Origin of the sequence: Sphingobium sp. MI1205, assembly GCF_001563285.1 — a bacterium.
GTDB lineage: Bacteria > Pseudomonadota > Alphaproteobacteria > Sphingomonadales > Sphingomonadaceae > Sphingobium.
Map to the genome: position 1 here is coordinate 257276 of NZ_CP005191.1, position 20805 is coordinate 278080.

General features: G+C 59.3%; 17 protein-coding genes and 3 pseudogenes. 6 read left to right on the forward strand and 14 right to left on the reverse strand.

All coding sequences use genetic code 11. The features are described from left to right. Positions 1-87 precede the first annotated feature (87 nt). Both K663_RS22115 and K663_RS22120 read left to right on the forward strand, forming a co-directional pair. Positions 88-357: pseudogene (locus K663_RS22115) on the forward strand (recombinase family protein); the annotation flags it as partial. Between the two features lie 63 nt (positions 358-420). Next, the gene (locus K663_RS22120; RefSeq protein WP_001389365.1) at positions 421-1185 is read left to right on the forward strand and encodes an IS6-like element IS6100 family transposase; all 765 of its coding nucleotides are present in this window, start codon (positions 421-423) and stop codon (positions 1183-1185) included. A gap of 18 nt (positions 1186-1203) precedes the next feature. Here K663_RS22120 and K663_RS22125 read toward each other — a convergent pair whose 3' ends face one another. From K663_RS22125 to linX, 4 genes are all read right to left on the reverse strand, one after another. After that, positions 1204-2361, reverse strand: coding sequence for an FAD-dependent oxidoreductase (locus tag K663_RS22125; RefSeq protein ID WP_021246209.1), 1158 nt, complete (start codon positions 2359-2361; stop codon positions 1204-1206). A 428-nt stretch (positions 2362-2789) separates the two neighbouring features. After that, positions 2790-3260 (reverse strand): hexachlorocyclohexane dehydrochlorinase, encoded by a 471-nt coding sequence (gene linA / locus K663_RS22130; protein WP_013040172.1) that lies wholly within the window; start codon positions 3258-3260, stop codon positions 2790-2792. A 60-nt stretch (positions 3261-3320) separates the two neighbouring features. After that, on the reverse strand, positions 3321-4061 hold the full coding sequence (locus K663_RS22135; protein ID WP_235589627.1) for an SDR family NAD(P)-dependent oxidoreductase: 741 nt from the start codon (positions 4059-4061) through the stop codon (positions 3321-3323). Positions 4062-4363: 302 nt separating this feature from the next. Next, positions 4364-5116: a 2,5-dichloro-2,5-cyclohexadiene-1,4-diol dehydrogenase LinX gene (gene linX / locus K663_RS22140; protein WP_007682029.1), complete on the reverse strand. Its 753-nt coding sequence runs from the start codon at positions 5114-5116 to the stop codon at positions 4364-4366. Between the two features lie 367 nt (positions 5117-5483). On the opposite strand from linX, the gene K663_RS22145 reads away from it, so the two are divergent. Continuing rightward, a complete protein-coding gene (locus K663_RS22145) occupies positions 5484-6722 on the forward strand; it encodes an acyl-CoA dehydrogenase family protein (RefSeq protein WP_007682027.1) in 1239 nt (412 codons plus the stop codon). A 134-nt stretch (positions 6723-6856) separates the two neighbouring features. Here K663_RS22145 and gorA read toward each other — a convergent pair whose 3' ends face one another. The 8 genes from gorA to K663_RS22185 all read right to left on the reverse strand — a co-directional run bounded on the left by gorA (position 6857) and on the right by K663_RS22185 (position 16818). Next, positions 6857-8203 carry a glutathione-disulfide reductase gene (gorA, locus tag K663_RS22150; RefSeq protein ID WP_007682024.1) on the reverse strand — a complete coding sequence of 449 codons (1347 nt, stop codon included), beginning with the start codon at positions 8201-8203 and terminating at the stop codon, positions 6857-6859. 38 nt (positions 8204-8241) lie between these two features. Then, positions 8242-9234 (reverse strand): molybdopterin-binding protein, encoded by a 993-nt coding sequence (locus K663_RS22155; protein WP_007682023.1) that lies wholly within the window; start codon positions 9232-9234, stop codon positions 8242-8244. Next, positions 9231-10172, reverse strand: a complete 942-nt coding sequence (locus K663_RS22160) for an XdhC family protein (protein ID WP_007682022.1) — start codon at positions 10170-10172, stop codon at positions 9231-9233. Before K663_RS22160 ends, K663_RS22155 begins: the two co-directional genes overlap by 4 nt. Positions 10173-10342: 170 nt before the next feature. Continuing rightward, a complete protein-coding gene (locus K663_RS22165; RefSeq protein ID WP_062121855.1) occupies positions 10343-12877 on the reverse strand; it encodes a TonB-dependent receptor in 2535 nt (844 codons plus the stop codon). A 117-nt stretch (positions 12878-12994) separates the two neighbouring features. Continuing rightward, complete coding sequence (locus tag K663_RS22170) at positions 12995-13234, reverse strand: lipoyl domain-containing protein (protein ID WP_007682525.1); 240 nt, start codon at positions 13232-13234, stop codon at positions 12995-12997. Further along, on the reverse strand, positions 13231-14214 hold the full coding sequence (locus tag K663_RS22175) for an alpha-ketoacid dehydrogenase subunit beta (RefSeq protein ID WP_013040175.1): 984 nt from the start codon (positions 14212-14214) through the stop codon (positions 13231-13233). The genes K663_RS22170 and K663_RS22175 overlap by 4 nt, the downstream gene beginning before the upstream one ends. Continuing rightward, on the reverse strand, positions 14207-15178 hold the full coding sequence (locus tag K663_RS22180) for a thiamine pyrophosphate-dependent dehydrogenase E1 component subunit alpha (protein WP_021244803.1): 972 nt from the start codon (positions 15176-15178) through the stop codon (positions 14207-14209). Before K663_RS22180 ends, K663_RS22175 begins: the two co-directional genes overlap by 8 nt. Next, entirely contained in the window at positions 15175-16818 is a 1644-nt protein-coding gene (locus tag K663_RS22185) for an AMP-binding protein (protein ID WP_007686272.1), read from the reverse strand. The genes K663_RS22180 and K663_RS22185 overlap by 4 nt, the downstream gene beginning before the upstream one ends. Positions 16819-17277: 459 nt before the next feature. On the opposite strand from K663_RS22185, the gene K663_RS22190 reads away from it, so the two are divergent. The 3 genes and pseudogenes from K663_RS22190 to K663_RS23660 form a co-directional block, all read left to right on the forward strand. Further along, positions 17278-18036: a TetR/AcrR family transcriptional regulator gene (locus tag K663_RS22190; protein ID WP_007686274.1), complete on the forward strand. Its 759-nt coding sequence runs from the start codon at positions 17278-17280 to the stop codon at positions 18034-18036. Positions 18037-18257: 221 nt separating this feature from the next. Then, a complete protein-coding gene (locus K663_RS22195) occupies positions 18258-19172 on the forward strand; it encodes an alpha/beta hydrolase (protein WP_062121858.1) in 915 nt (304 codons plus the stop codon). A 72-nt stretch (positions 19173-19244) separates the two neighbouring features. Beyond that, a pseudogene (locus tag K663_RS23660) lies at positions 19245-19640 on the forward strand (SDR family NAD(P)-dependent oxidoreductase); the annotation flags it as partial. Positions 19641-19735: 95 nt separating this feature from the next. Here the strand turns inward: K663_RS23660 and K663_RS22205 are convergent. Beyond that, positions 19736-20500, reverse strand: a complete 765-nt coding sequence (locus K663_RS22205; RefSeq protein WP_001389365.1) for an IS6-like element IS6100 family transposase — start codon at positions 20498-20500, stop codon at positions 19736-19738. 56 nt (positions 20501-20556) lie between these two features. Further along, positions 20557-20757 (reverse strand): annotated as a pseudogene (locus K663_RS22210) (DUF6118 family protein); the annotation flags it as partial. Positions 20758-20805 lie beyond the last annotated feature (48 nt).

Sequence of the window (20805 nt, forward strand, 5' to 3'; positions counted from 1 at the left end):
GAGACATAGTATGTGGACGGATATGGGTGGGGTGAAGCGGTCGCGCTTCAGAGCGTCCACAGAACGACCGTTTGGGAGACGCACGGGATGGGCGATATTCTGGGTTATGCCCGCGTCAGCACCGGCGATCAGGACGTGGCTGGACAGACCATGCGTCTGGAGGAGGCCGGCGCGATCAAGGTGTTCACCGACGTCATGTCGGGCAAGAGCATGGAGCGGCCCGGTCTGGCCGAACTGATCGCCTATGCCCGCAAGGGCGACACGCTGGCGGTGGTCCGCCTCGATCGGCTTGGGCGCTCGCTCGCCGAATTGCTCACCACGGTCGAGACGCTACGCGGCCAGGGCATCGCGCTCCTGAGGGCTCTGTTGCAAAAATCGTGAAGCTTGAGCATGCTTGGCGGAGATTGGACGGACGGAACGATGACGGATTTCAAGTGGCGCCATTTCCAGGGTGATGTGATCCTGTGGGCGGTGCGCTGGTATTGTCGCTATCCGATCAGCTATCGCGACCTTGAGGAAATGCTGGCGGAACGCGGCATTTCGGTCGACCATACGACGATCTATCGCTGGGTCCAGTGCTACGCCCCGGAGATGGAGAAGCGGCTGCGCTGGTTCTGGCGGCGTGGCTTTGATCCGAGCTGGCGCCTGGATGAAACCTACGTCAAGGTGCGGGGCAAGTGGACCTACCTGTACCGGGCAGTCGACAAGCGGGGCGACACGATCGATTTCTACCTGTCGCCGACCCGCAGCGCCAAGGCAGCGAAGCGGTTCCTGGGCAAGGCCCTGCGAGGCCTGAAGCACTGGGAAAAGCCTGCCACGCTCAATACCGACAAAGCGCCGAGCTATGGTGCAGCGATCACCGAATTGAAGCGCGAAGGAAAGCTGGACCGGGAGACGGCCCACCGGCAGGTGAAGTATCTCAATAACGTGATCGAGGCCGATCACGGAAAGCTCAAGATACTGATCAAGCCGGTGCGCGGTTTCAAATCGATCCCCACGGCCTATGCCACGATCAAGGGATTCGAAGTCATGCGAGCCCTGCGCAAAGGACAGGCTCGCCCCTGGTGCCTGCAGCCCGGCATCAGGGGCGAGGTGCGCCTTGTGGAGAGAGCTTTTGGCATTGGGCCCTCGGCGCTGACGGAGGCCATGGGCATGCTCAACCACCATTTCGCAGCAGCCGCCTGATCGGCGCAGAGCGACAGCCTACCTCTGACTGCCGCCAATCTTTGCAACAGAGCCGTTGGGATCATAATGTTGATGTACGCGCGCACGGTCATGGTAATTGCGCTTCTCGTTGAAGACACGATTCCCATAGCGATTGACAATGAACATGCTGTCGCCCGGCGGAATCCATACGTCGCTTGGCACGCTTACATATTCCAGCGCCTCTTCCAGCACGATCTCGGCGCGCCAGGCGCTTCCCATATTGCCAAGCTTCGCTCCAACAGCCCCGGCAATCGATACAAAGTCGCCAGTATTGGTCGGCACCCCGCAACCGCCATAGACCGGCCCTGTCTGATGGAGATTGAGCATTTCGCGATTATAGGTGAACCCGCCCGTTGCGAAGATCACGCCTTTGCGCGCGCCAAAGGAAACCTCCTTCCCGTCGTTCAGCGCCTCGACGCCGAGCACCGCGCCATCCCCGTCGGTAACCAGGCGGACAACCTGGTGGCTGGTGAGCAGGGGAATGCCATAAGCGTCGATGCGCGCCTTGATCTGGCGCATCAACTCCGCGCCGAATCCTGGCGACCCATCAGGCTTGATGGGTCCGAGGCACCGTCCGCGAGGCACCTTATTGTTGCCGTCGAGCACGCCATAGTCAGGCAGATCGGTTCCCTGGCCGTCGGGAAGGACATGAAAGCGGCCTATCTCGGCTGCCTTGATTTCCCGCAACATGTCCGTCATCGGCGACGCGTTGTCGTAAAACGCCTCAAGCAGTTTGTAGACATCCTCACCCAGGCCGAGCGTCGGTGAATTGCTGTCGAAAAGATGCGGATATGAATAGGCAGCGCAATAAGCCAGGAGCGAAGCCTTTGGATCCTCGATCCCCCGCTCCTTCAGCCTGAAATTATTGGGCACCCAGAAAGCCCCACCGGATTTCGCGGACGTACCGCCATATACCGGCGCTTTTTCCAGCATGAGGACCTTCGCGCCGTCCTTGGCAGCCGCAAGTGCGGCAACCGAGGCGGCCGCGCCGCTGCCGACCACGACTATATCCGCGATTTGGGTCCACTGCCGGCCCACCGCGGCAACAGCCGGAGCAGATGCCGCAGCACCCAGGGTGGAAACCGCCAGCCCCGCGCCGCCGGCCTGGATGAAAGCGCGGCGAGATAACCGCGATCGCTCTGCCGATTGCTTCAAGAATGCCCTCCACCGGTCGAACGACCCAAAGCCGCCGACCGTCTCTCCTGCGTCGAAGTCAATGCTCCGCCCTTCTTTTACCGAAGCGAGATCACGTCGCACCTCGATACAAGGAAAGGATAGATTACCAAATGGTCACATGTCAACCGCGCCTGATCTCCGCATCGGCAAGCACGAGAAGGCAAATGGGGCCATCCCGAAACATCTTTCGATGGGCGGCGCTCATGCTTCTAACGGACCAGGCGGGCGAAATTGCAAGCCCGATCGGCAATGCTGAATGGGGGGCCACCATTCGGCGCCAGGTGCCCCGGCGTGACTCATCTCCAATCGCGAGTCGCGTTGTGTTTGAGTTCTCCATCCATATAAAATTGGGCATCCACACGACAAGCGTCATGTGAATGCCCAACTAATCACTTGTATATATAAGATTATGCGCCGGACGGTGCGAAATGAATGCCGGGCGGTGCGAAATGAATGCCGGCCAGCGGGGTGAAATAGTTCGTGCATGCGTTGCGCTTAGAGAACTTCCACACCCCGTCACGGCGCTCATACTCATCCGTGAAGACCGCAGCGATAAGAATCGACTGATTACCTTCGACGAGATTTCCAAGGAGAAGGACGTCGCCAATACCATTTACCTTGTCCGCGCTCACAAATTCCAAGCGCAGATTGGTTCCATAATGAATACATTCGTGAAACATTGGCCAGAGTACGTTATTGGCCAAATCGAGGGCGCCTTCCGGGCCCTTGTAGGTGCCGATTCCCTCAATGGTCCACTCTGCATCATCCCACCAAATAGAAGCGAGACGGCCCTCTTGGCGCTTGTCTACGGCAATGAGCTTGTCAGAGTAGAGGTCCTGAATCGCGGCCCGGCTTGCAAGTCTGTCTAGATCACTCATTTTGTATCTCCTAGTTGAATATAATCCCGTAATCTTAGCAGGATCGAGGGCATCAAGGATTTAGGCCGCAGAAGACCAGCCGCCATCGATGAACAGTTCCGTTCCAGTAACATATTTAGCTTCGTCTGACAGAAGATATAGCGCCCCATAAGCGATATCGTTCGGCTCGCCAAGATCGCCCATCGGGATCTGCGCTTTGTACCATTCAACCTGCTCGGGCGTGACGTTCGCCTGCATCGGCGTCTTCATGCCACCAGGAACGATGGTGTTCACCCGCACCCCTTGCCCGACATATTCCAGCGCAGCCACCTTGGTCATCGCGCGTACCGCAGACTTGGTCGCCGCATAGCTGATCAAGCCAGGCTCACAGATGACGCTGACGAGCGAACTGATGTTTAGGATCGCACCATTTCCCGACTTCGCAATTTCCGGCGCAACCATCTTCAGGCCCAGGAAAAGCGCAGTCTGGTTGACCGCGATCATCTTGCTCCAGCCTTCGAGCGTCTCGTCCTGGATCATCGCGCCGTGGATGATGCCCGCGGTGTTGTAAAGCGTCGTGAGCTTCCCAAAGGCCCCAACCGCCGCCTCGACAGCCCCCGCCCAGCTCGCAGCATCGGTGATATCCAGCCGCACGAATAGGGCCTCGCCCCCGCTTTCCTGAATCTCGGCCACGACCTTGTTGCCCATTTCGACATTCAGATCGGCGACGACGACCTTGGCGCCCTCCTTGGCAAAAAGCCGAGCCTGCGCTGCACCCAGGCCGCTCGCCGCGCCCGTTACGAGCGCGACTTTTCCTGCCATTCTGTTGCTCATCCTGCCATTCTGTTGCTCATCCTGTGCCTCCTAAATAGCTTGAGCGCGCAATTCAGACCCGCGTCGCTGAGGGTTCTTTTTTCCGATGCACAACAACTGGGCCGATCACCGGACCTTGATCCAAGCACAATTACCAGTTGGTAGTCAAGCTGGATTCTGAGGAACCGGACCGAAAAGTGAGACTAAATGTCCAAGTCCCCTGGCCCGCTAATGCTGCCCCTTTGCGCGCGGCACGCAGCCGCGCGCTTTCACTTTCTAATGCTGTGTTTTCACAAATAATATCAATGAGTTCAAACACCCACGGACCAGCCTCCGTCAATCGGCAGATCCACGCCAGTAATATATTTCGCCTCGTCAGAGGCCAGAAAAAGCGCGCCGTTGGCAATGTCGATCGGGTCACCGAGCTTTCCCATGGGGATCTGGCTTGTCTGCTGCTTCAGCACGTCAGGGGGGACATTCGCCGTGATCGGCGTGTTCATTCCGCCGGGCACGATCGTATTCACCCGAACGCCGCGGTCCACAAACTCCAGCGCCGCCGCCTTGCTCATGATGCGCACGGCCGCTTTGGTGGCACAGTAGCTGGCATTGCCGGCGGTGGGAAACATGCCGATCAACGAACTGATGTTGATGATCGAGCCATTGCCCGACTTCACCAGCTCGGGGATTGCCGCCTTGATTCCGAGGAAGATAGCAGTCTGATTGACCGCCACCATCTTGTTCCAGCCTTCAATGCTCTCCTCCTCGAAGCCGCCAGGATGAATGATACCGGCAGTGTTGGATAGAGTCGTAAGCCCGCCAAAAGCCTCGACGGCAGCGGCAATCGCATTATTCCAGCTCGCCGCATCGGTAACATCCAACCGAATGAAGAGCGCATCGCCACCAGCAGCCCTGATTTCGGCTACGACGCCCTTGGCCATCTCTTCATTGAGGTCGCCGATTACGACCTTGGCGCCTTCTTCCGCGAAACGCTTCGCCTGAGCGGCGCCGAGCCCGCTCGCTCCACCCGTGATGAGCGCAACCTTGCCTGCGAGTCTGTTAGCCATTCTTCATCCTCCGAAAATGCTCAACTGCGCGAATTGACTTCGCTTCAGCCTTGACCACATCGCCAGTGGCCCCATGTGCCTGGCACCAGCCTGAAAGATCAGAGCATACTTACCACATGGTTACAAGCCTGCTTTGCGAGAGGACGAAATGCCCTCTTGTCCAGCCGGGGCGAAAGGCGCTGGTTCATACTCTATGTTCTACAATGGCTTCCTTTACAGCGTTCGCGGCCTGCAATCTCCGACTCGAAGTGAAAAAGCCTACGCAGATGGCGCATGCCCTCCTTTTATCGAATCGCTTGGATCATGCAGGGGTTAATGATAATTACCATGTGGTCATCATGCCCATGGGCCAGATAAGGACTGCAATATGAATTTCACGATGTCGCCCGCGGAAACCATGTGGCGTGATCGGGTCCGTAATTTCATGAACGATGTGGTTCGGCCCCATGATGAGACCTATGCCGCGCAGCAGGCTAGTGGAGAGCGGTGGAAGACTCTGCCGATAATCGAGGAATTGAAGGAGCGCGCGAAAGCGGACGGCATATGGAATCTTTTCATGCCGCCGCTGGCCGGCCACAATCCCGTCGACAGCAGCTTCGAGTTCGTCGCTCCGGGCCTTACCAATCTGGAATATGCCTCCTGCGCGGAAGAGATGGGCCGCATCGAATGGGCGTCCGAGGTGTTCAACTGCTCCGCGCCCGATACCGGCAACATGGAGGTCCTGCACCGCTATGGAACTCGCGAGCATAAGGAGCGCTGGCTCCGGCCGCTGATGGAGGGGAAGATTCGCTCGGTCTTTCTGATGACCGAGCCGCGAGTCGCATCCTCTGACGCCACCAATATCGAAACCTCCATCGTTTGTGACGGCGACCATTATGTGATCAACGGCCGCAAATGGTGGTCTTCGGGCATAGGCGATCCTCGATGCTCGGTCGGCATTCTCATGGGAAAGACCGATCCTGATGCCCCGCGCCATGCTCAGCAGAGCATGATCCTCCTGCCGCTCGACACGCCGGGGGTTAAGGTTCTGCGAATGCTTCCTGTGTTTGGCTATGACGATGCGCCTCATGGTCATGGCGAAGTCGAGCTGAAGGATGTTCGCGTTCCGGTCGAGAATATGCTGCTCGGCGAGGGGCGCGGCTTTGAAATTGCTCAGGGGCGATTGGGGCCAGGCCGAATCCATCACTGTATGCGCACGATTGGCTTGGCCGAGGAAATCTTGAAGAAAATGGTGGAGCGGCTCCTTTCGCGCACTGCCTTTGGGAAACGCCTAGCAGAGCATTCCATCTGGGAGCAGCGGATCGCCGAAGCACGGACGTCACTTGAAATGACCCGCCTCCTATGCCTCAAGGCCGCCGACGTGATGGACAAGCTTGGGGCCAAGGCAGCACAAGCGGAAATCGCGATGATCAAGGTGGCGGGGCCGCATATGGCGTTGAAGATCGCCGACGATGCGATCCAGGCGCATGGCGGCGCGGGCGTCGCCGACGACTTCGGCCTTGCGCGCGCCTATGCACATCTCCGCACAATGCGCCTGGTGGATGGGCCGGATGAGGTTCACAACCGCGCGATCGCTCGCCTCGAAATGCGCCGCTATCGTCAATAGTTGAATTGCCGACCCTGTTATTCGGTCGCAATGACCAGCTAACGGCCTGCCGGTCGCGTTCAGGCGAACGGCAGGCCAAGCGCATGACCGACGCAGCGCCCAGGCGCATACGTCGGTAGCTGGCAACCCAAGCCCTACCGCATCAGCACCAGTTCCTCGGCCATAGAGGGATGCAGTGCTACGGTATCGTCGAACTGGGCCTTGGTGAGCCTCGCCTTCACCGCGATCGCGGCGGCCTGCAGGATTTCAGGCGCGTCGGGGCCGATCATGTGGATGCCGACCACCACGTCGGTCTCAGGATGGACGACCAGCTTGTAGAGCGCGCGCTCGTGGCGGTCGGCGAGCACATTCTTCATCGCCCGGAAGTCGGAGGTGTAGACCTTGACCTCACCGAGCTTGTTGCGCGCCTCGGCCTCGGTCATGCCCACGCCCGCCATCGGCGGATGGCTGAATACGGCGGACGGGATGCAGCCATAATCGACCCGGCGGGGATTATTGCCGAACACAGTGTCGGCAAAGGCCTGGCCCTCGCGGATCGCGACCGGCGTCAGCTGCACCCGGTTGGTGACGTCGCCCACCGCATAGATGCTGGCGCAGCTCGAGCGGTTGTCGTCGTCCACCTTGATCGCGCCCTTGGCGTCGAGTGCGACGTCGGCCGTCTCCAGCCCGAGATTTTCGGTATGCGGGCGTCGGCCGGTGGCGAATAGCAGCATGTCGGCCGGGATCGGCTCATGGCCGGTCATGTGCACCAGCAGCGAGCCGTCCGGTTGCTTGTCGACCTTCTCGAAGGCGACGTGGAATTTGAACTCGATCCCCTTGGTCATCGAGATCTGGAGCAGCCGGTCGCGGATCTGCTCGTCATAGCCGCGCAGGATCACGTCGGTGCGGTTGACCAGCGTCACATGCGCACCAAACTGGTGGAAGATGCCGGCAAATTCATTGGCGATATAGCCCGCCCCTGCGATCACCACGCGCTTGGGGAAGGTATCGAGATGGAACACTTCATTCGAGGTGATGCCATGCTCGGCCCCCGGAAAATGGGGTACGATCGGCCAAGCGCCGGTTGCGATCAGGATTTTGCCGGCGGTGATCGTCTGGCCCGAGCCGAGCAGCACCTCATGCGGCCCGGCGACGGTCGCCCGCTCGCGGATGATCTCGACCTTATTGTTGCCGAGCGTCTCGGTGTAGAGACCTTCGAGCCGCGAGACCTCGGCGAGCACATTGTCGCGCAGCGCCGACCAGTCAAATTCGCAATCGGGCACCTTCCAGCCAAAGCGCCGTGCATCCTGCAGATCCTCGGCGAAATGCGAGCCATAGACGAGCAGCTTCTTGGGCACGCAGCCCCGGATCACGCAGGTGCCGCCCACCCGATGCTCCTCGGCGACCGCCACCCGCGCGCCATAGGCTGCCGAAACCCGCGCCGCGCGCACTCCGCCCGAGCCCGCCCCAATGACGAACAGATCATAGTCGTAGGTCAACATCCAATAATCCCAACCAAGTAAGTGTTGTTTTTCTACAGCTAGAGGGCGCGCGCATCGAGTCGTCCGCCTCCATCCCCGAGCAGACCGCCGACTCCCATGCCGGCGATCACATCGCTATCCACGCCGAACCCAGCGAAGAGCCGCTCCAATATCAGATCAACTCCATTACGCAGGGGGCTACGTGCACAACCCGGCAACCCAATGACAGCCCGCCTGCGCAACCAACCGAGGCACAGGAGATTGCCGGGATCGACCGGCATTCCCACCCGCTCCACGCGCCCGCCCGCTTGTCGAATGGCCGCGGGGACCACATCTTCGCGGTCGGCCGTCGCCGATGCCGCCATGATCAGCACAAGATCCGCCTCCGAAGAGTCCGCGAGCAAATTGGTTAGAGCCGCTTCATCATGATCGCAGATCCACACATGATTCAAATGTCCGCCAAGCCTCTCGACTCGCTGCCTTATAACGGTTTCGGTCTTGGCGAGAAGCTTGAGGCTTACGCTGCCTAGACTGGTTTGCACGAGATTGACCGAGAGGGGCCCGAATGCAGCTATACGGACCTTGCAACCATCCGCGACTTGCCCCGCTGAGACAAGTTCGGCTCGGGGCACCGCATAGGGAATTATCTTGACGGTGCCTACCACGTCGCCCGCGCGCACCGGCGTCATCGGCGCGACGGCGGCGAATGTGATCGCCTCCGTTGCCCGATTGAGCTTGCCTATGCCGTCGGGTGCATAAACGAGAAGGCCGTTCGTCTCGGCGATCAGATCAGCCCGCCCATGGACGGGAGGTTCGGCGCGGACATGATCTCCGGCCAGCCTCTGCGCAATCGCCATCGCGACATCATTTTCACCAATATCGTCCGTATCGAGCCGAGCAACGGTGAGCGCTTCCAATCCCGCATGCCGGACCGCCGCCAGATCATCGCAATCGAGCACGCGCCCTTTTGGCAAGCGGCGTCCCGGAATCGAGAGGCTATGGGCCAGGATCGCACCCTCGGCCTCTTCCAGCGATACCCGTCCAAACCTCACTTCGAGCTCCGCAAGACTGTCGTCATCTCGGCCAGGATGGAAACGGCGATCTCGGCTGGTCCCGCCGCACCGATTGGGAGCCCTGCCGGCCCATGGATGCGGGCGAGCTCCTTATCCGTGAAGCCGGCGGCGCCGAGCCGCTCGAGCCGGGCAGCATGTGTTTTTCGTGATCCCAATGCGCCGATATAGAAGGCCGGCGAGTTCAGAGCGCGCGCCAGCGCCGGATCATCAAGCTTTGGATCATGCGTCAAACTGACTACCGCGGAGCCGCCGTCCGGGCGCCAACGATCAAGCGCTTCGTCGGGCCAATTCTCGTCTACAGGTTGATCAAATCGGGCAGCCGCCGCGAACATGCCGCGCGGATCGATAACGGTTGTCTCATAGCCCGCAAGGCGCGCCATCGGGACGAGCAGCTGGGCGATATGAACCGCCCCCACGATCGCGAGACGACGGCGCGGAGGATAGAGATTGAAGAACCATTCCTTCAGAGGGGCCGCATTCTCGCGGGTCGCACCGCTTGTCAGATCCGTCGCCAGACCCAGCGGCAAACCCTGCGCCCGTGCATCAACGATACGCTCGATCAGCGCAGGCGGAAAATGTGCCCCATCGACGGTCTGTAACAGGATGGAGATTCGGCCGCCGCAAGCAAGTCCCACCTCCCAGGCCTGCGCGTCAGCCACGCCATAATCCAGGCGACGAAAGCCGCCCCCTGCCGCAATCAATTCGAGAGCCTGAACGATGACGTCGCCTTCGACACAACCGCCGCTGACGGAGCCTTCGAAAATTCCGTCGTCGCGGATCACCAGATGGGATCCCGCCCGCCGAGGCGCCGACCCCCAGGTCTCGATCACTGTGGCAAGCGCGACATGACGGCCCGCCGCAAGCCATAGCGCCGCGGCATCTATCACGACATCCAGGTCATCCGCTGCCTCAGCCATGATCCCATTCTGATCCAAAAAATGCTGAACTTAAAGGATTACGGCCGGAGCGTCCGAAAAATCGGATGCTCCGGCCGTATCCATTCAATGCACCACCGGCTTCATGCCGGCAGAGGAGGGGAGATCCCAGGCCAATCTCGACAGACCAACCCAAGATCCTCCGATCAGCTTTAGAAACGGAAGCTGGTCTTTACTCCGTAGGTGCGTGGCATGGCCGCATACCGAACCGCCGTATCGTACAGGAACGCTACGTTGTTCCAGTAATATTCGTTGGTCAGATTCTTCACCCAGAACTGGACCTGCCATGCATTGTCCGCATCCTGAAGTGCAATGCGAGCATCAACGGTGGTAAACGGCTTGATGTAGGTTACCGCCTTCGTCACCGCATCATGACCGATCGCAGCCTGCGTGCTGCTGTTATAGGTCAGGCTGGCACCCAAATTCACTGCCAGGCTGGCGCCAAGCGGAACGGTATAGTCGGCGTTTGCACTCGCATTCCATTTCGGAGCGAATGGCACCCGGTCGCCGGCAAAGTCAGTAAATACCCCGTCGGAATTCAGACCGGAGTATTTTTTGATCTTCGCGTCGACATAGGTCACCGCGCCACTGAGGTTGAGGCCATCGACCGGCCGCCATACGATGGCCAGCTCACCGCCCTTGACGGTGGACTTAGGCACGTTGTCGAGTGCGAACACGGTGCCGAAAGGCGGCTGATCGAAGAAGCCCCTCAGCTGCTTGTTGCGGTAGTCATAGTAGAAGCCAGCACCGGTGAGCAGCACCGAGCGGTCGAACAGCTCCTGCTTGAAACCCGCTTCGTAGGTAATGACCGATTCCTGAACGACCGGACGATATTGACTGACAGTCGCCGCCCCAATCGTTGGGAAGCTGCCTGCCTTATAGCCCTTGGTCACGTTCGCGTAAAATAGCGAACCAGCCACCGGCTTGAAGTCGACGCCAACCTTCCAGGACAGATTATCCTCATTGAGGTTGGTATCGCCGAGGATGCTCTCAAAGGCATCCGGCCGTTGCCCATTCTCTACACCGATAAGTGGATTGCCGTTGGCATCCGTCAGCGGGTCGATCGCACTGGTGCAGTCACCCGGCTGCAGGGGGGTCGATGCTCCCAGGCCCACCAGGGATCTGGCGAACGTGTGGATAATGTCGAACAGCCTGCGCTGGGCGTCGTCGCCATGTATCGGGTCGAAATTATTATCAAAGGTACAGCCGACGAAATGGCGCTTGCTGTTCGTATAGCGAAGGCCACCCTTCACCGTGATGGTGTCTGTCACATCGAAATCGACGTTTCCAAAGAACGCATAATTTTCGATCGTCTGCCGGCTGAAATCCGATCCTCTGGAAAATGGCACCGGCAGCAAAGTGCTCGTCCCGTCTATCTGAGAGAAATTCGAGACGATGCTATCTCCATAGGAAGCCTTGCTTAGCTCATAGACTTTGCTGTGCTGATAATTAGCACCGACGGTGACCCGCATGCGCGATGCGGCGTCGTTCGACAGGCGCAATTCCTGGTTGAAGTCACGAATATATCCGTCGTTGGCGACATAATCATAGTCTTGCACCGCAGTGCCGTCATCCGCCGCCCGGCTATTACGCTTATAGTCCGAATAAGAAGTGATCGAGGTCAGGGTCAGATTATCGGTCACGTCATAGTCGGTACGCAGCGCGGCATTATACATTCTGTCGTCACGGAAAGGTTCAGCATCCGCGGACCAATCGGCGGCGCGCGCCTTGCGCGGCGCATATGGCGTCACCAATGTACCCGTTTCGAAATTATAAAGCTGAGGGCTCAAAAATTGCTCCTGCCCCGCCGTGGCAGGACGCAGGAAGATGTACTGCCCGATCTGCGGCTCGCTGCCGTCATGCCAACCACTCAGGCTGGCCATGAAACTGAGTCTATCGGTGGGCTTCCAGTCTAGAGTGATACGGCCAGCGAATTCCCGCCGCTTCCCGAACTCGTCACCTGGACGAGAGAAGTAATTTTTCTGCCACGATCCCGCATAAGTGCTGCGGCCAGCGAGCCGTATATTGAGCGTGTCGGTCACAGGTCCACTGATGAAAGCTTCGCCTTCAACCGTGCTAAATCGTCCATAGCCAAGGCTGAACCCGCTCGTCAGAGTGTCGGTCGGCTTGTTGGCGATGTAGTTGATCGCGCCGCCGGTGGAATTCTGGCCGAACAGAATGCCCTGCGGACCTTTCAGTACCTCAACACGCTCCATGTCCAAACCGACCCCGATGCCGGGCAGCGCGGAGAAGCTGAGAGGCGCCTGGTCGACATAAACGCTAACCGCAGGCGATGCCGCCAGAGCGGTATCGAAATAGCCGACGCCACGCAGCGTGAACACCGGGGTGCCGAATGCCGACCGCGCATAGGTCAGACCCGGGACGGCCTTGGTCAAATCCTGGACGCTGCTGATACCCTGCTTGACGAGCTGATCGCCACTGACCGCCGCAATCGTGAGGCCGACCTTGTTGATCGATTCAGCGCGCTTGCTGGCGGTGACGATGATCTCGCCGGCACCCAGACTTTCACTCTGCGGCGCTTCGGCGGCTGCGGATTGGGCAGCAGGCTGCTCCGCCGGAGCCTCGCTCTGGGCGAATGCGGGCGAACAGAAGCAAAGAAGCGCGACGCCCGATGCGTATAAGTTAATGCCGTGCCGTTTCGTTGTGCTTTCTGGTCTGACAATCATAACCATCCCTCCCTAGATATGACCGAAGTATCGTTTCGCGCTCTTAAACATTTTTTCTTCGGTCGCGTTGAAAAACTATCCGTGTCTCCTGCCCACTTCACTCCGGTGTCAGGACAATTATTTCGTTTCTATTCGGCAGACTGCCGCTCCAACAGCAGCATCATCACCTTCAGAAACCAATATTTCAATGAGAGTTCCATCGCACGGGGCTTCCACCTCGGACGTCACCTTTTCGGTTTCCACCTCATAAAGGATGTCACCGAGAGCAAAGTCTGCGCCCAGCTGTACGTGCCAGCGAGCGATCGTGCCTTCTTCCATGTTCATGCCAAACATCGGCAACTTAAGCGACATCTTCATGCAACGTCTCCATCGCGTACAGCCGCGCGGATCGCAGCCTCAACCATAGCCTCATCAGGGATCACCGCATTTTCGAGATGGGGCGCGAACGGGATCGCCACATCCTGCACGGTGACCCGGCGCACGGGACCACGCAACGAAGCAAAACCCTGTTCGGCGACGATAGCGGCAATTTCACTTGCGGCGCTGCATGTAGCACGCGCCTCATCGAGGATTACTAGGCGCCCGGTCTTGCGAACCGAGGCCAGGATCAGCTCCTTATCGAGCGGGAAGAGCGTCATCGGATCGACAACTTCGACCTCGATCCCCTCTTCGGACAATGTCGCCGCTGCGCGCATTGCATGACGCACCATCACACCGATCGCGACCACCGTGACATCGCGACCCTCGCGCTTCACCGATCCCTTGCCGAGCGGCACGACATGATCGCCATCGGGCACTTCTCCTTGCTCGCCGCCGCGGCGGGTGGGCAGCAGGAAGAGGACCGGATTATCCTCACGGATGCTGGCCTTCATCAAACCCTTGGCGTCGGCTGGCGTGCTGGGGATCACGACCTTGATGCCGCCAAGGTTCATAACGCCTGGATAGGGTGCATCGGAATGCTGGGCGCCAGATGAGCGGCCGGCACCTGTAGATGCCAGGTAAACGAGCGGCAGCTTGAGCTGGCCCGCCGTCATATAGCGAAGCTTGGCGGCCTGGTTCGCGATGGAGTCAAAGCCGGTATAAAGGAAGTTGCCATACATCATGTGGCAGATCGGGCGATAGCCGGCCGCTGCCATCCCAACCGCCATACCGGTCATGACAACCTCGGAGATTGGCGTGTTGATCACCCGCTTGCCCCCGAACTTGTCGAAGAGGCCGCGTGTATCGCCGAACAAGCCGATCCTGACATCCTCGCCATAGAGGATCACACGATCGTCGCGCTCCATTTCTTCATGAAGCGCTTCGTTGACAGCATGGATGAGGCGCCGCTTAGCCATTGGCGAACATATCCTCAAAAGCACGGGAGACAGGGGGAAGAGGATCATTCAAAGCATCGGTGATGGCGCTTTCGGTAACGCCCTCGACCCTGGCCCGGATAGCGGCCACGTCCTTTTCCAGATCCTCGGAGACGAGAAATTCTTCCAGCCGGCTAATCGGATCGCGCTGCTTCCAGCTCTCGACTTCTTCCTGGGTGCGATAAGGCGCTGCAAGGAAGCTTTCTTCGGATTCGACATGAGTCCGCCAGCGATAGGTACGAGCCTCGATGAGCGTGGCCCCTTCGCCTGAGCGCGCCCGCGCAACCGCCTCGCCAACGACCCGCCATACGGCGTGGACGTCATTGCCGTCGACCAGCGCGCCGGGCATGCCAAACGGTTCGGCGCGGCGCCAGATATCGCCAGCGTTCACCGTCTCATAAGGGGAGAATTGAGAAAATCCGTTATTCTCGCAGACCAGCAACAGTGGAAGCTTCCACAGGGCGGCGATGTTCAGCGCCTCGGAAATGACGCCCTGGCTGGACGCACCGTCACCGAAAAACACCACGGCAACCCGGCCCTCGCCGTCAAGCTGCGCGCCGAGTGCCGCACCGACCGCGAGCCCTACGCCACCGCCGACAATGCCGTTGGCGCCCAATATGCCCTTCGAGACGTCGGCAACATGCATCGAGCCGCCCTTGCCGTGGCAAATGCCGGTCTCTTTGCCCATGAGCTCCGCCGCCATAGCGCGCGGATCTCCGCCCTTCGCCAGGAAGTGACCGTGCCCGCGATGAGTGCTGGCAACCCAGTCGCTGTCGTCAAGATGTGCGCAGACGCCGGTGGCCACCGCTTCCTGGCCAATATAAAGATGCACATTGCCAGGAAGTTCGCCGGCTTTCCCGAGGTCACCAAGCCGCTCCTCCATCCTGCGGATAAGCAGCATGCGCTCAAAAAGCTGTAATGACCGTTGAAGGTCCGGACCATTCATAAGGACGCCTCCGTGGGCTGAGCCTGCGCAACCAGGCGATCACGCAGGATATTCTTCTGGACTTTGCCCGAAGCCGTGCGCGGAAACGCGTCGACCATCTCCACGCGCTCCGGCCATTTCTGTCGCGCTAGCCCTTGCTCCCCGAGGAAGCTGCCAATGTCGGCGACGGAAACGGGCGCATCCGCAATCACATAGGCGCAGACCCCTTCACCCAGCCTTTCATGCGGCATCGCCACCACTGCGACGTCGGTGATTGCAGGATAGCGATGCAGCGCATCTTCGATTTCCTGAGGGCTGATATTCTCGCCCCCGCGCACGATAACATCCTTTTTACGGCCGCTCACCGCCAGGAAATCGCCAAATTCGATCCGTCCGAGATCACCCGTGCGGAAGAAGCCGTCCTGATCGAACGCATCGTCCGTCAGCGCTTGATCGGTATAGCCCAGCATCACCTCCGGGCCGCGAACAAGGATCTCTCCTTCCGCCCCCTCGCCCAGCAACGCTCCCGTCGCTTCGTCGATGATCCGCACTTCATTGTTGACGATGCGCCCGTCCGTGGTCGCGCCAAGCTCAAGCTCTTCGACGCCCCGGACACCCAGCGTGACCGTTGGCGCCTCGCTGCTTCCGAAGGCGCGCGATATGGCGCACCCCGGGATCGCCTGCGCCGCCCGGCGCACAAGTTCCGGCGCAACCGGCGCCCCGCCGCAGATAAACAAACGCATCGTGGGGAGCAGAGCCCCGGCCGACACGACCGTATCCGTAAGTTCCCTGAGGAAGGGAGTTGCGCCAACGCTCATCGTTACGCCGTGCCGCTTGATCAGCTCGACCGCCTCAGAGGCGTCCCATCGCTCCATCAACACCGCGGCACAGCCGGTGACGAAACCCATTTCGAGCGCGTAAAGATAGCCGGTTATATGCGTAACCGGCGAGGGCATCAGCACCACATCGCTCGCACCAAGGCCCCAATAGTCCCGAGCGGCAAGGAGCTCGGCCATTAAGCTATTGTGGCTGTGCAGAACGCCCTTGGGATGGCTTGTCGTGCCCGATGTATAGAGCAGCAGCTTGACGGCATTGGGATCGGGATGGCCGCTTGCCACGTCAGGCGCGTTTGAAGCGAGAAGCTCCTCATAACCAAGACAGCCCTCCGCCTCACCCCGGACGGTAACGATGGTGGCAAGATCGGGAAGGCCCGCCTGAAGCGCGCGCGCCATATTGACATAATCGAAGCCACGGAAGCTCGTCGGCACGAACAGAATCTTAGCACGGCCGTCGCGCAGGATGTAGCCGACCTCCGCCTCGCGATAGATTGGGATGATGGGATTGCAGACAAAGCCGCCGATACAACAAGCCAGGTTGATTACCGCGGTTTCGAGCCAGTTGGGAAGCTGGAAGCTTACCACATCGCCCGGAACTAGGCCACGCGTGGCAAGTACCGCAGCAATCTTTCTTGCCTTGGTAACAAGATTACCCAGATAAAGCGAGCGATCGCCCTCAATAAATGCGAGCATGTCAGGCTTTTCGATCACCAGACGCGCAGCGATATCGGCGATCGACTCATTCCGCCATGCGCCTGAAGCTGTGTAGTTGTCGATCATCGCGTCGTTCAGACGGGTGATCCAACCGCTCACGTCCTTTCGCACGTCTATCCCCTCACTCGCGAAACACACCGACCACGAGCTTTCCCGATTCGTCTTCCGTACATGGGAAACTAGCCTGCCAACCCGCTCACGCAGGCCCCTGGCAGCATCCGATCCATCCGTTCAGCATTTCCGGCCGGATGGCCCCAACTTGCACGGCGCTTATCGTCTCTGCGTCTGTTTGAAACTTTAGGTTACCGTTTGGGCATTTGTCAATAGCCCTATGCGCCACAAACATCGCCAAAAAGAAGCTACGTAACGACCAATTCCCAACTCCTGCCCGCCGGCCACAATGCTGCAAGCGCACATGCAACAACTCACAGAGTAAGGACCTCTTCCAGCGGCGGCGCGTATTCAGCGCGCACCGCCGTCAGCTGGAGCGAAGCATCCGCCTATGCACTTGACCAGCCGGTCATTTTTTAGCATTCACGACCATTGGCATCGGCGCCAAGGCGCTTGGTTATGAAAGAAGGGAATGAGGTGACGACCCCGCGTAAGAAAACGCAGACCGACACTCCGCGGTTGCCGCGCGCCGAACGCGAGCGGCTTATCGTGGAAGGCGCCGTGCAATTCTTCGCGGAAGTAGGGTTTGGTGGTGACACACGCGAGCTAGCGAAGCGGCTGAACATCACGCACCCTTTGTTATTTCGCTATTTTGCCAGCAAGAACGCACTGATTGAACGCGTGTATCAGGAAGTATTCATCGGCCGGTGGAATCCATACTGGGAAATTGTAATCAGCAACCGCAATGTTCCGTTGCGAGAGCGGCTGGTAAATGTATACCAGGCGCTCGCCCAGACAGTGCTTAATTATGACTGGGTCCGCCTATTCATGTTCGCAGGTCTTAAGGGATCCGACATAAACGGTCGCTGGTATTCTTTCATGCAAGAACATCTCGTCAGGCCGGTTTGCGCCGAATTTCGTCACGATCTTGGCCTGCCTACGATTGAAGAGATGCCTCTCACACAGAACGAATCCGAACTCGTGCTTGGCGTCAATTCGCGCATCTTTTATCTCGGCGTCCGGAAATTCATATATGGGGTCGACACGCCTGAAAACGTCGATGCCTGGGTAGAGATGGAAATTATTCTGTTTCTGGATGGGGTCGTCAACATTTATCCCGGGCTGGTGGCTCCTCCCCAGCGCCGCGTCCGCAAGCCACGACTGGCCAGGGCCACCAAAAAAAGGCCTTCTCCCCTTGATGTAGCGTCGATAGGCTGAACCCGGCAAAACTTCCTGCTTTCAAATAAGTTAACGGCACGGCCTCGGCCCCATTGGGCCGAGGCCCATGCATATCGGGTGCCAAGCTCTGGAGGCGCAGAGAAGCTATCTTGACACGTTACCAGTTGGTCACTTAGTTAGGGCAATGATAGCGATGAGGATGGGCGCCACGGCGCGACCGTCCGGCCGCGGCTCTAATTAAGCGAGGGAGGGCAAGGGTAATGGTGCAGAGGCTCGACGTAGAGTTCCAGTCCGAAGGTGATACTGTTCGGGGTTGGCTCTACACACCCGACGAAGGCGGGCGTCGGCCCACTGTCGTGCTCGCTGGCGGCTGGTGCTATGTGCGTGAGGTCACGATGCCGACCTATGCGCAGAAGTTCGCTGAAAATGGCTTTAACGCGCTCATCATCGACTATCGCAACCTCGGGGTCAGTGGCGGCGACAATCGCCAGCATCTGGATCCCTGGGCGCAGATCCGGGATTATCAGAACGCCATCAGCTTCCTCGAGCGCCACCCTGCGGTCGACCCCGACAAGATCGGGGCCTGGGGCATTTCCTATTCCGGCGGCCATGTCATCATCCTTGCAGCGATCGACGAGCGGGTGAAAACGGTCATCAGCCATGTTCCCGTTATCGACGGATATGAGAATATGCGTCGTATCCATGGCGTAAACGGCTGGCGCCAACTTCTGAAGCTGATCGCCGATGATCGCGCGCTACGTTATGAAAAGCCCGGTGAGCAACTCTATTTGCCGCACGCCACCATTGATTACGTCAATGACATTCCTTGCTGGCCGGTGCCGGAAGCGGAAATTGTCTTTAACGAGATCAAGAAAAATGACGCGCCGCTCTATCAGAACAAGAGCACTGTCGAATCGGTCGAATTGCTCCTAAATTACAATGTGAACAGCTTTGTTGGTCGCGTCATCAACACACCTGTCATGATGGTGGTTGCCGAAGGGGACGATATTACCCTATGGGATCTTGAAATCGATACGTTCAATGCCATTCCTTGCCCCCGCAAGGAACTTGTGGTGTTGCCGCACACGACCCACATGACGCTCTATTCCGACAAGGCGAGAGGCATGATGGCCGCCGAGGCGGGACTGAGGTGGCTCAACGAGACGCTCCGCTAAGGCGAACGCTTTTCACGGCCGCCTGCGGGGTAGCCAAAGAGATATCCTCTGCGGAAAACAGGACCGGTGATCATGTCCGAAGTATATCCTCTCCAGGACCGTATCGCATTGGTGACCGGCGCATCGAGCGGTCTTGGGCGCCATTTCGGACTGCTGCTCGCGGCGAACGGCGCACATGTCGCCCTCGCGGCGCGCAGCATCGACCGGGTCGCGGACACGGCAAAGGCGATTACCGACCAAGGCGGCAAAGCACTTGCCGTAGCGCTCGATGTTACCGATCGGGCCAGCGTTGATGCGGCCGTCGCACGGATCGAGGACGAGCTCGGCCCGATCCAGATCCTTGTCAACAATGCCGGCGTCGCGGCGACCGCGCCTTTTCTCGATATGACGGAACAAGATTGGGCACAGGTTCTCGATACCAACCTGACCGGCGTCTGGCGCGTCGGCCAGGCCGTTGCCCGCCGCATGGCCCCTCTTGGGCGAGGCAGCATTATCAACATAAGCTCAATGGCTCTGTTGCAAAGATTGGCGGCAGTCAGAGGTAGGCTGTCGCTCTGCGCCGATCAGGCGGCTGCTGCGAAATGGTGGTTGAGCATGCCCATGGCCTCCGTCAGCGCCGAGGGCCCAATGCCAAAAGCTCTCTCCACAAGGCGCACCTCGCCCCTGATGCCGGGCTGCAGGCACCAGGGGCGAGCCTGTCCTTTGCGCAGGGCTCGCATGACTTCGAATCCCTTGATCGTGGCATAGGCCGTGGGGATCGATTTGAAACCGCGCACCGGCTTGATCAGTATCTTGAGCTTTCCGTGATCGGCCTCGATCACGTTATTGAGATACTTCACCTGCCGGTGGGCCGTCTCCCGGTCCAGCTTTCCTTCGCGCTTCAATTCGGTGATCGCTGCACCATAGCTCGGCGCTTTGTCGGTATTGAGCGTGGCAGGCTTTTCCCAGTGCTTCAGGCCTCGCAGGGCCTTGCCCAGGAACCGCTTCGCTGCCTTGGCGCTGCGGGTCGGCGACAGGTAGAAATCGATCGTGTCGCCCCGCTTGTCGACTGCCCGGTACAGGTAGGTCCACTTGCCCCGCACCTTGACGTAGGTTTCATCCAGGCGCCAGCTCGGATCAAAGCCACGCCGCCAGAACCAGCGCAGCCGCTTCTCCATCTCCGGGGCGTAGCACTGGACCCAGCGATAGATCGTCGTATGGTCGACCGAAATGCCGCGTTCCGCCAGCATTTCCTCAAGGTCGCGATAGCTGATCGGATAGCGACAATACCAGCGCACCGCCCACAGGATCACATCACCCTGGAAATGGCGCCACTTGAAATCCGTCATCGTTCCGTCCGTCCAATCTCCGCCAAGCATGCTCAAGCTTCACGATTTTTGCAACAGAGCCCCAGCACTTGCTCGGTGCGCCCCAGCGTCGGCTCGTAATCGGGAATCTCGATATTCTCGCGCGCGGCGGTCAGCCCCTCGATCGCGGCGCGCAGCAACGCCACCTCGCCATGCACCGACGCCAACCGATCCTCGACCCGCGCGAACGCCAGCGCCGGATCGTCAGCGTCGCCAAAACTATCATCCTCTTCCCGCATCGCCGCCTCCGTCCGTCTATATTTGACAATTTTTCACAACATCCAACG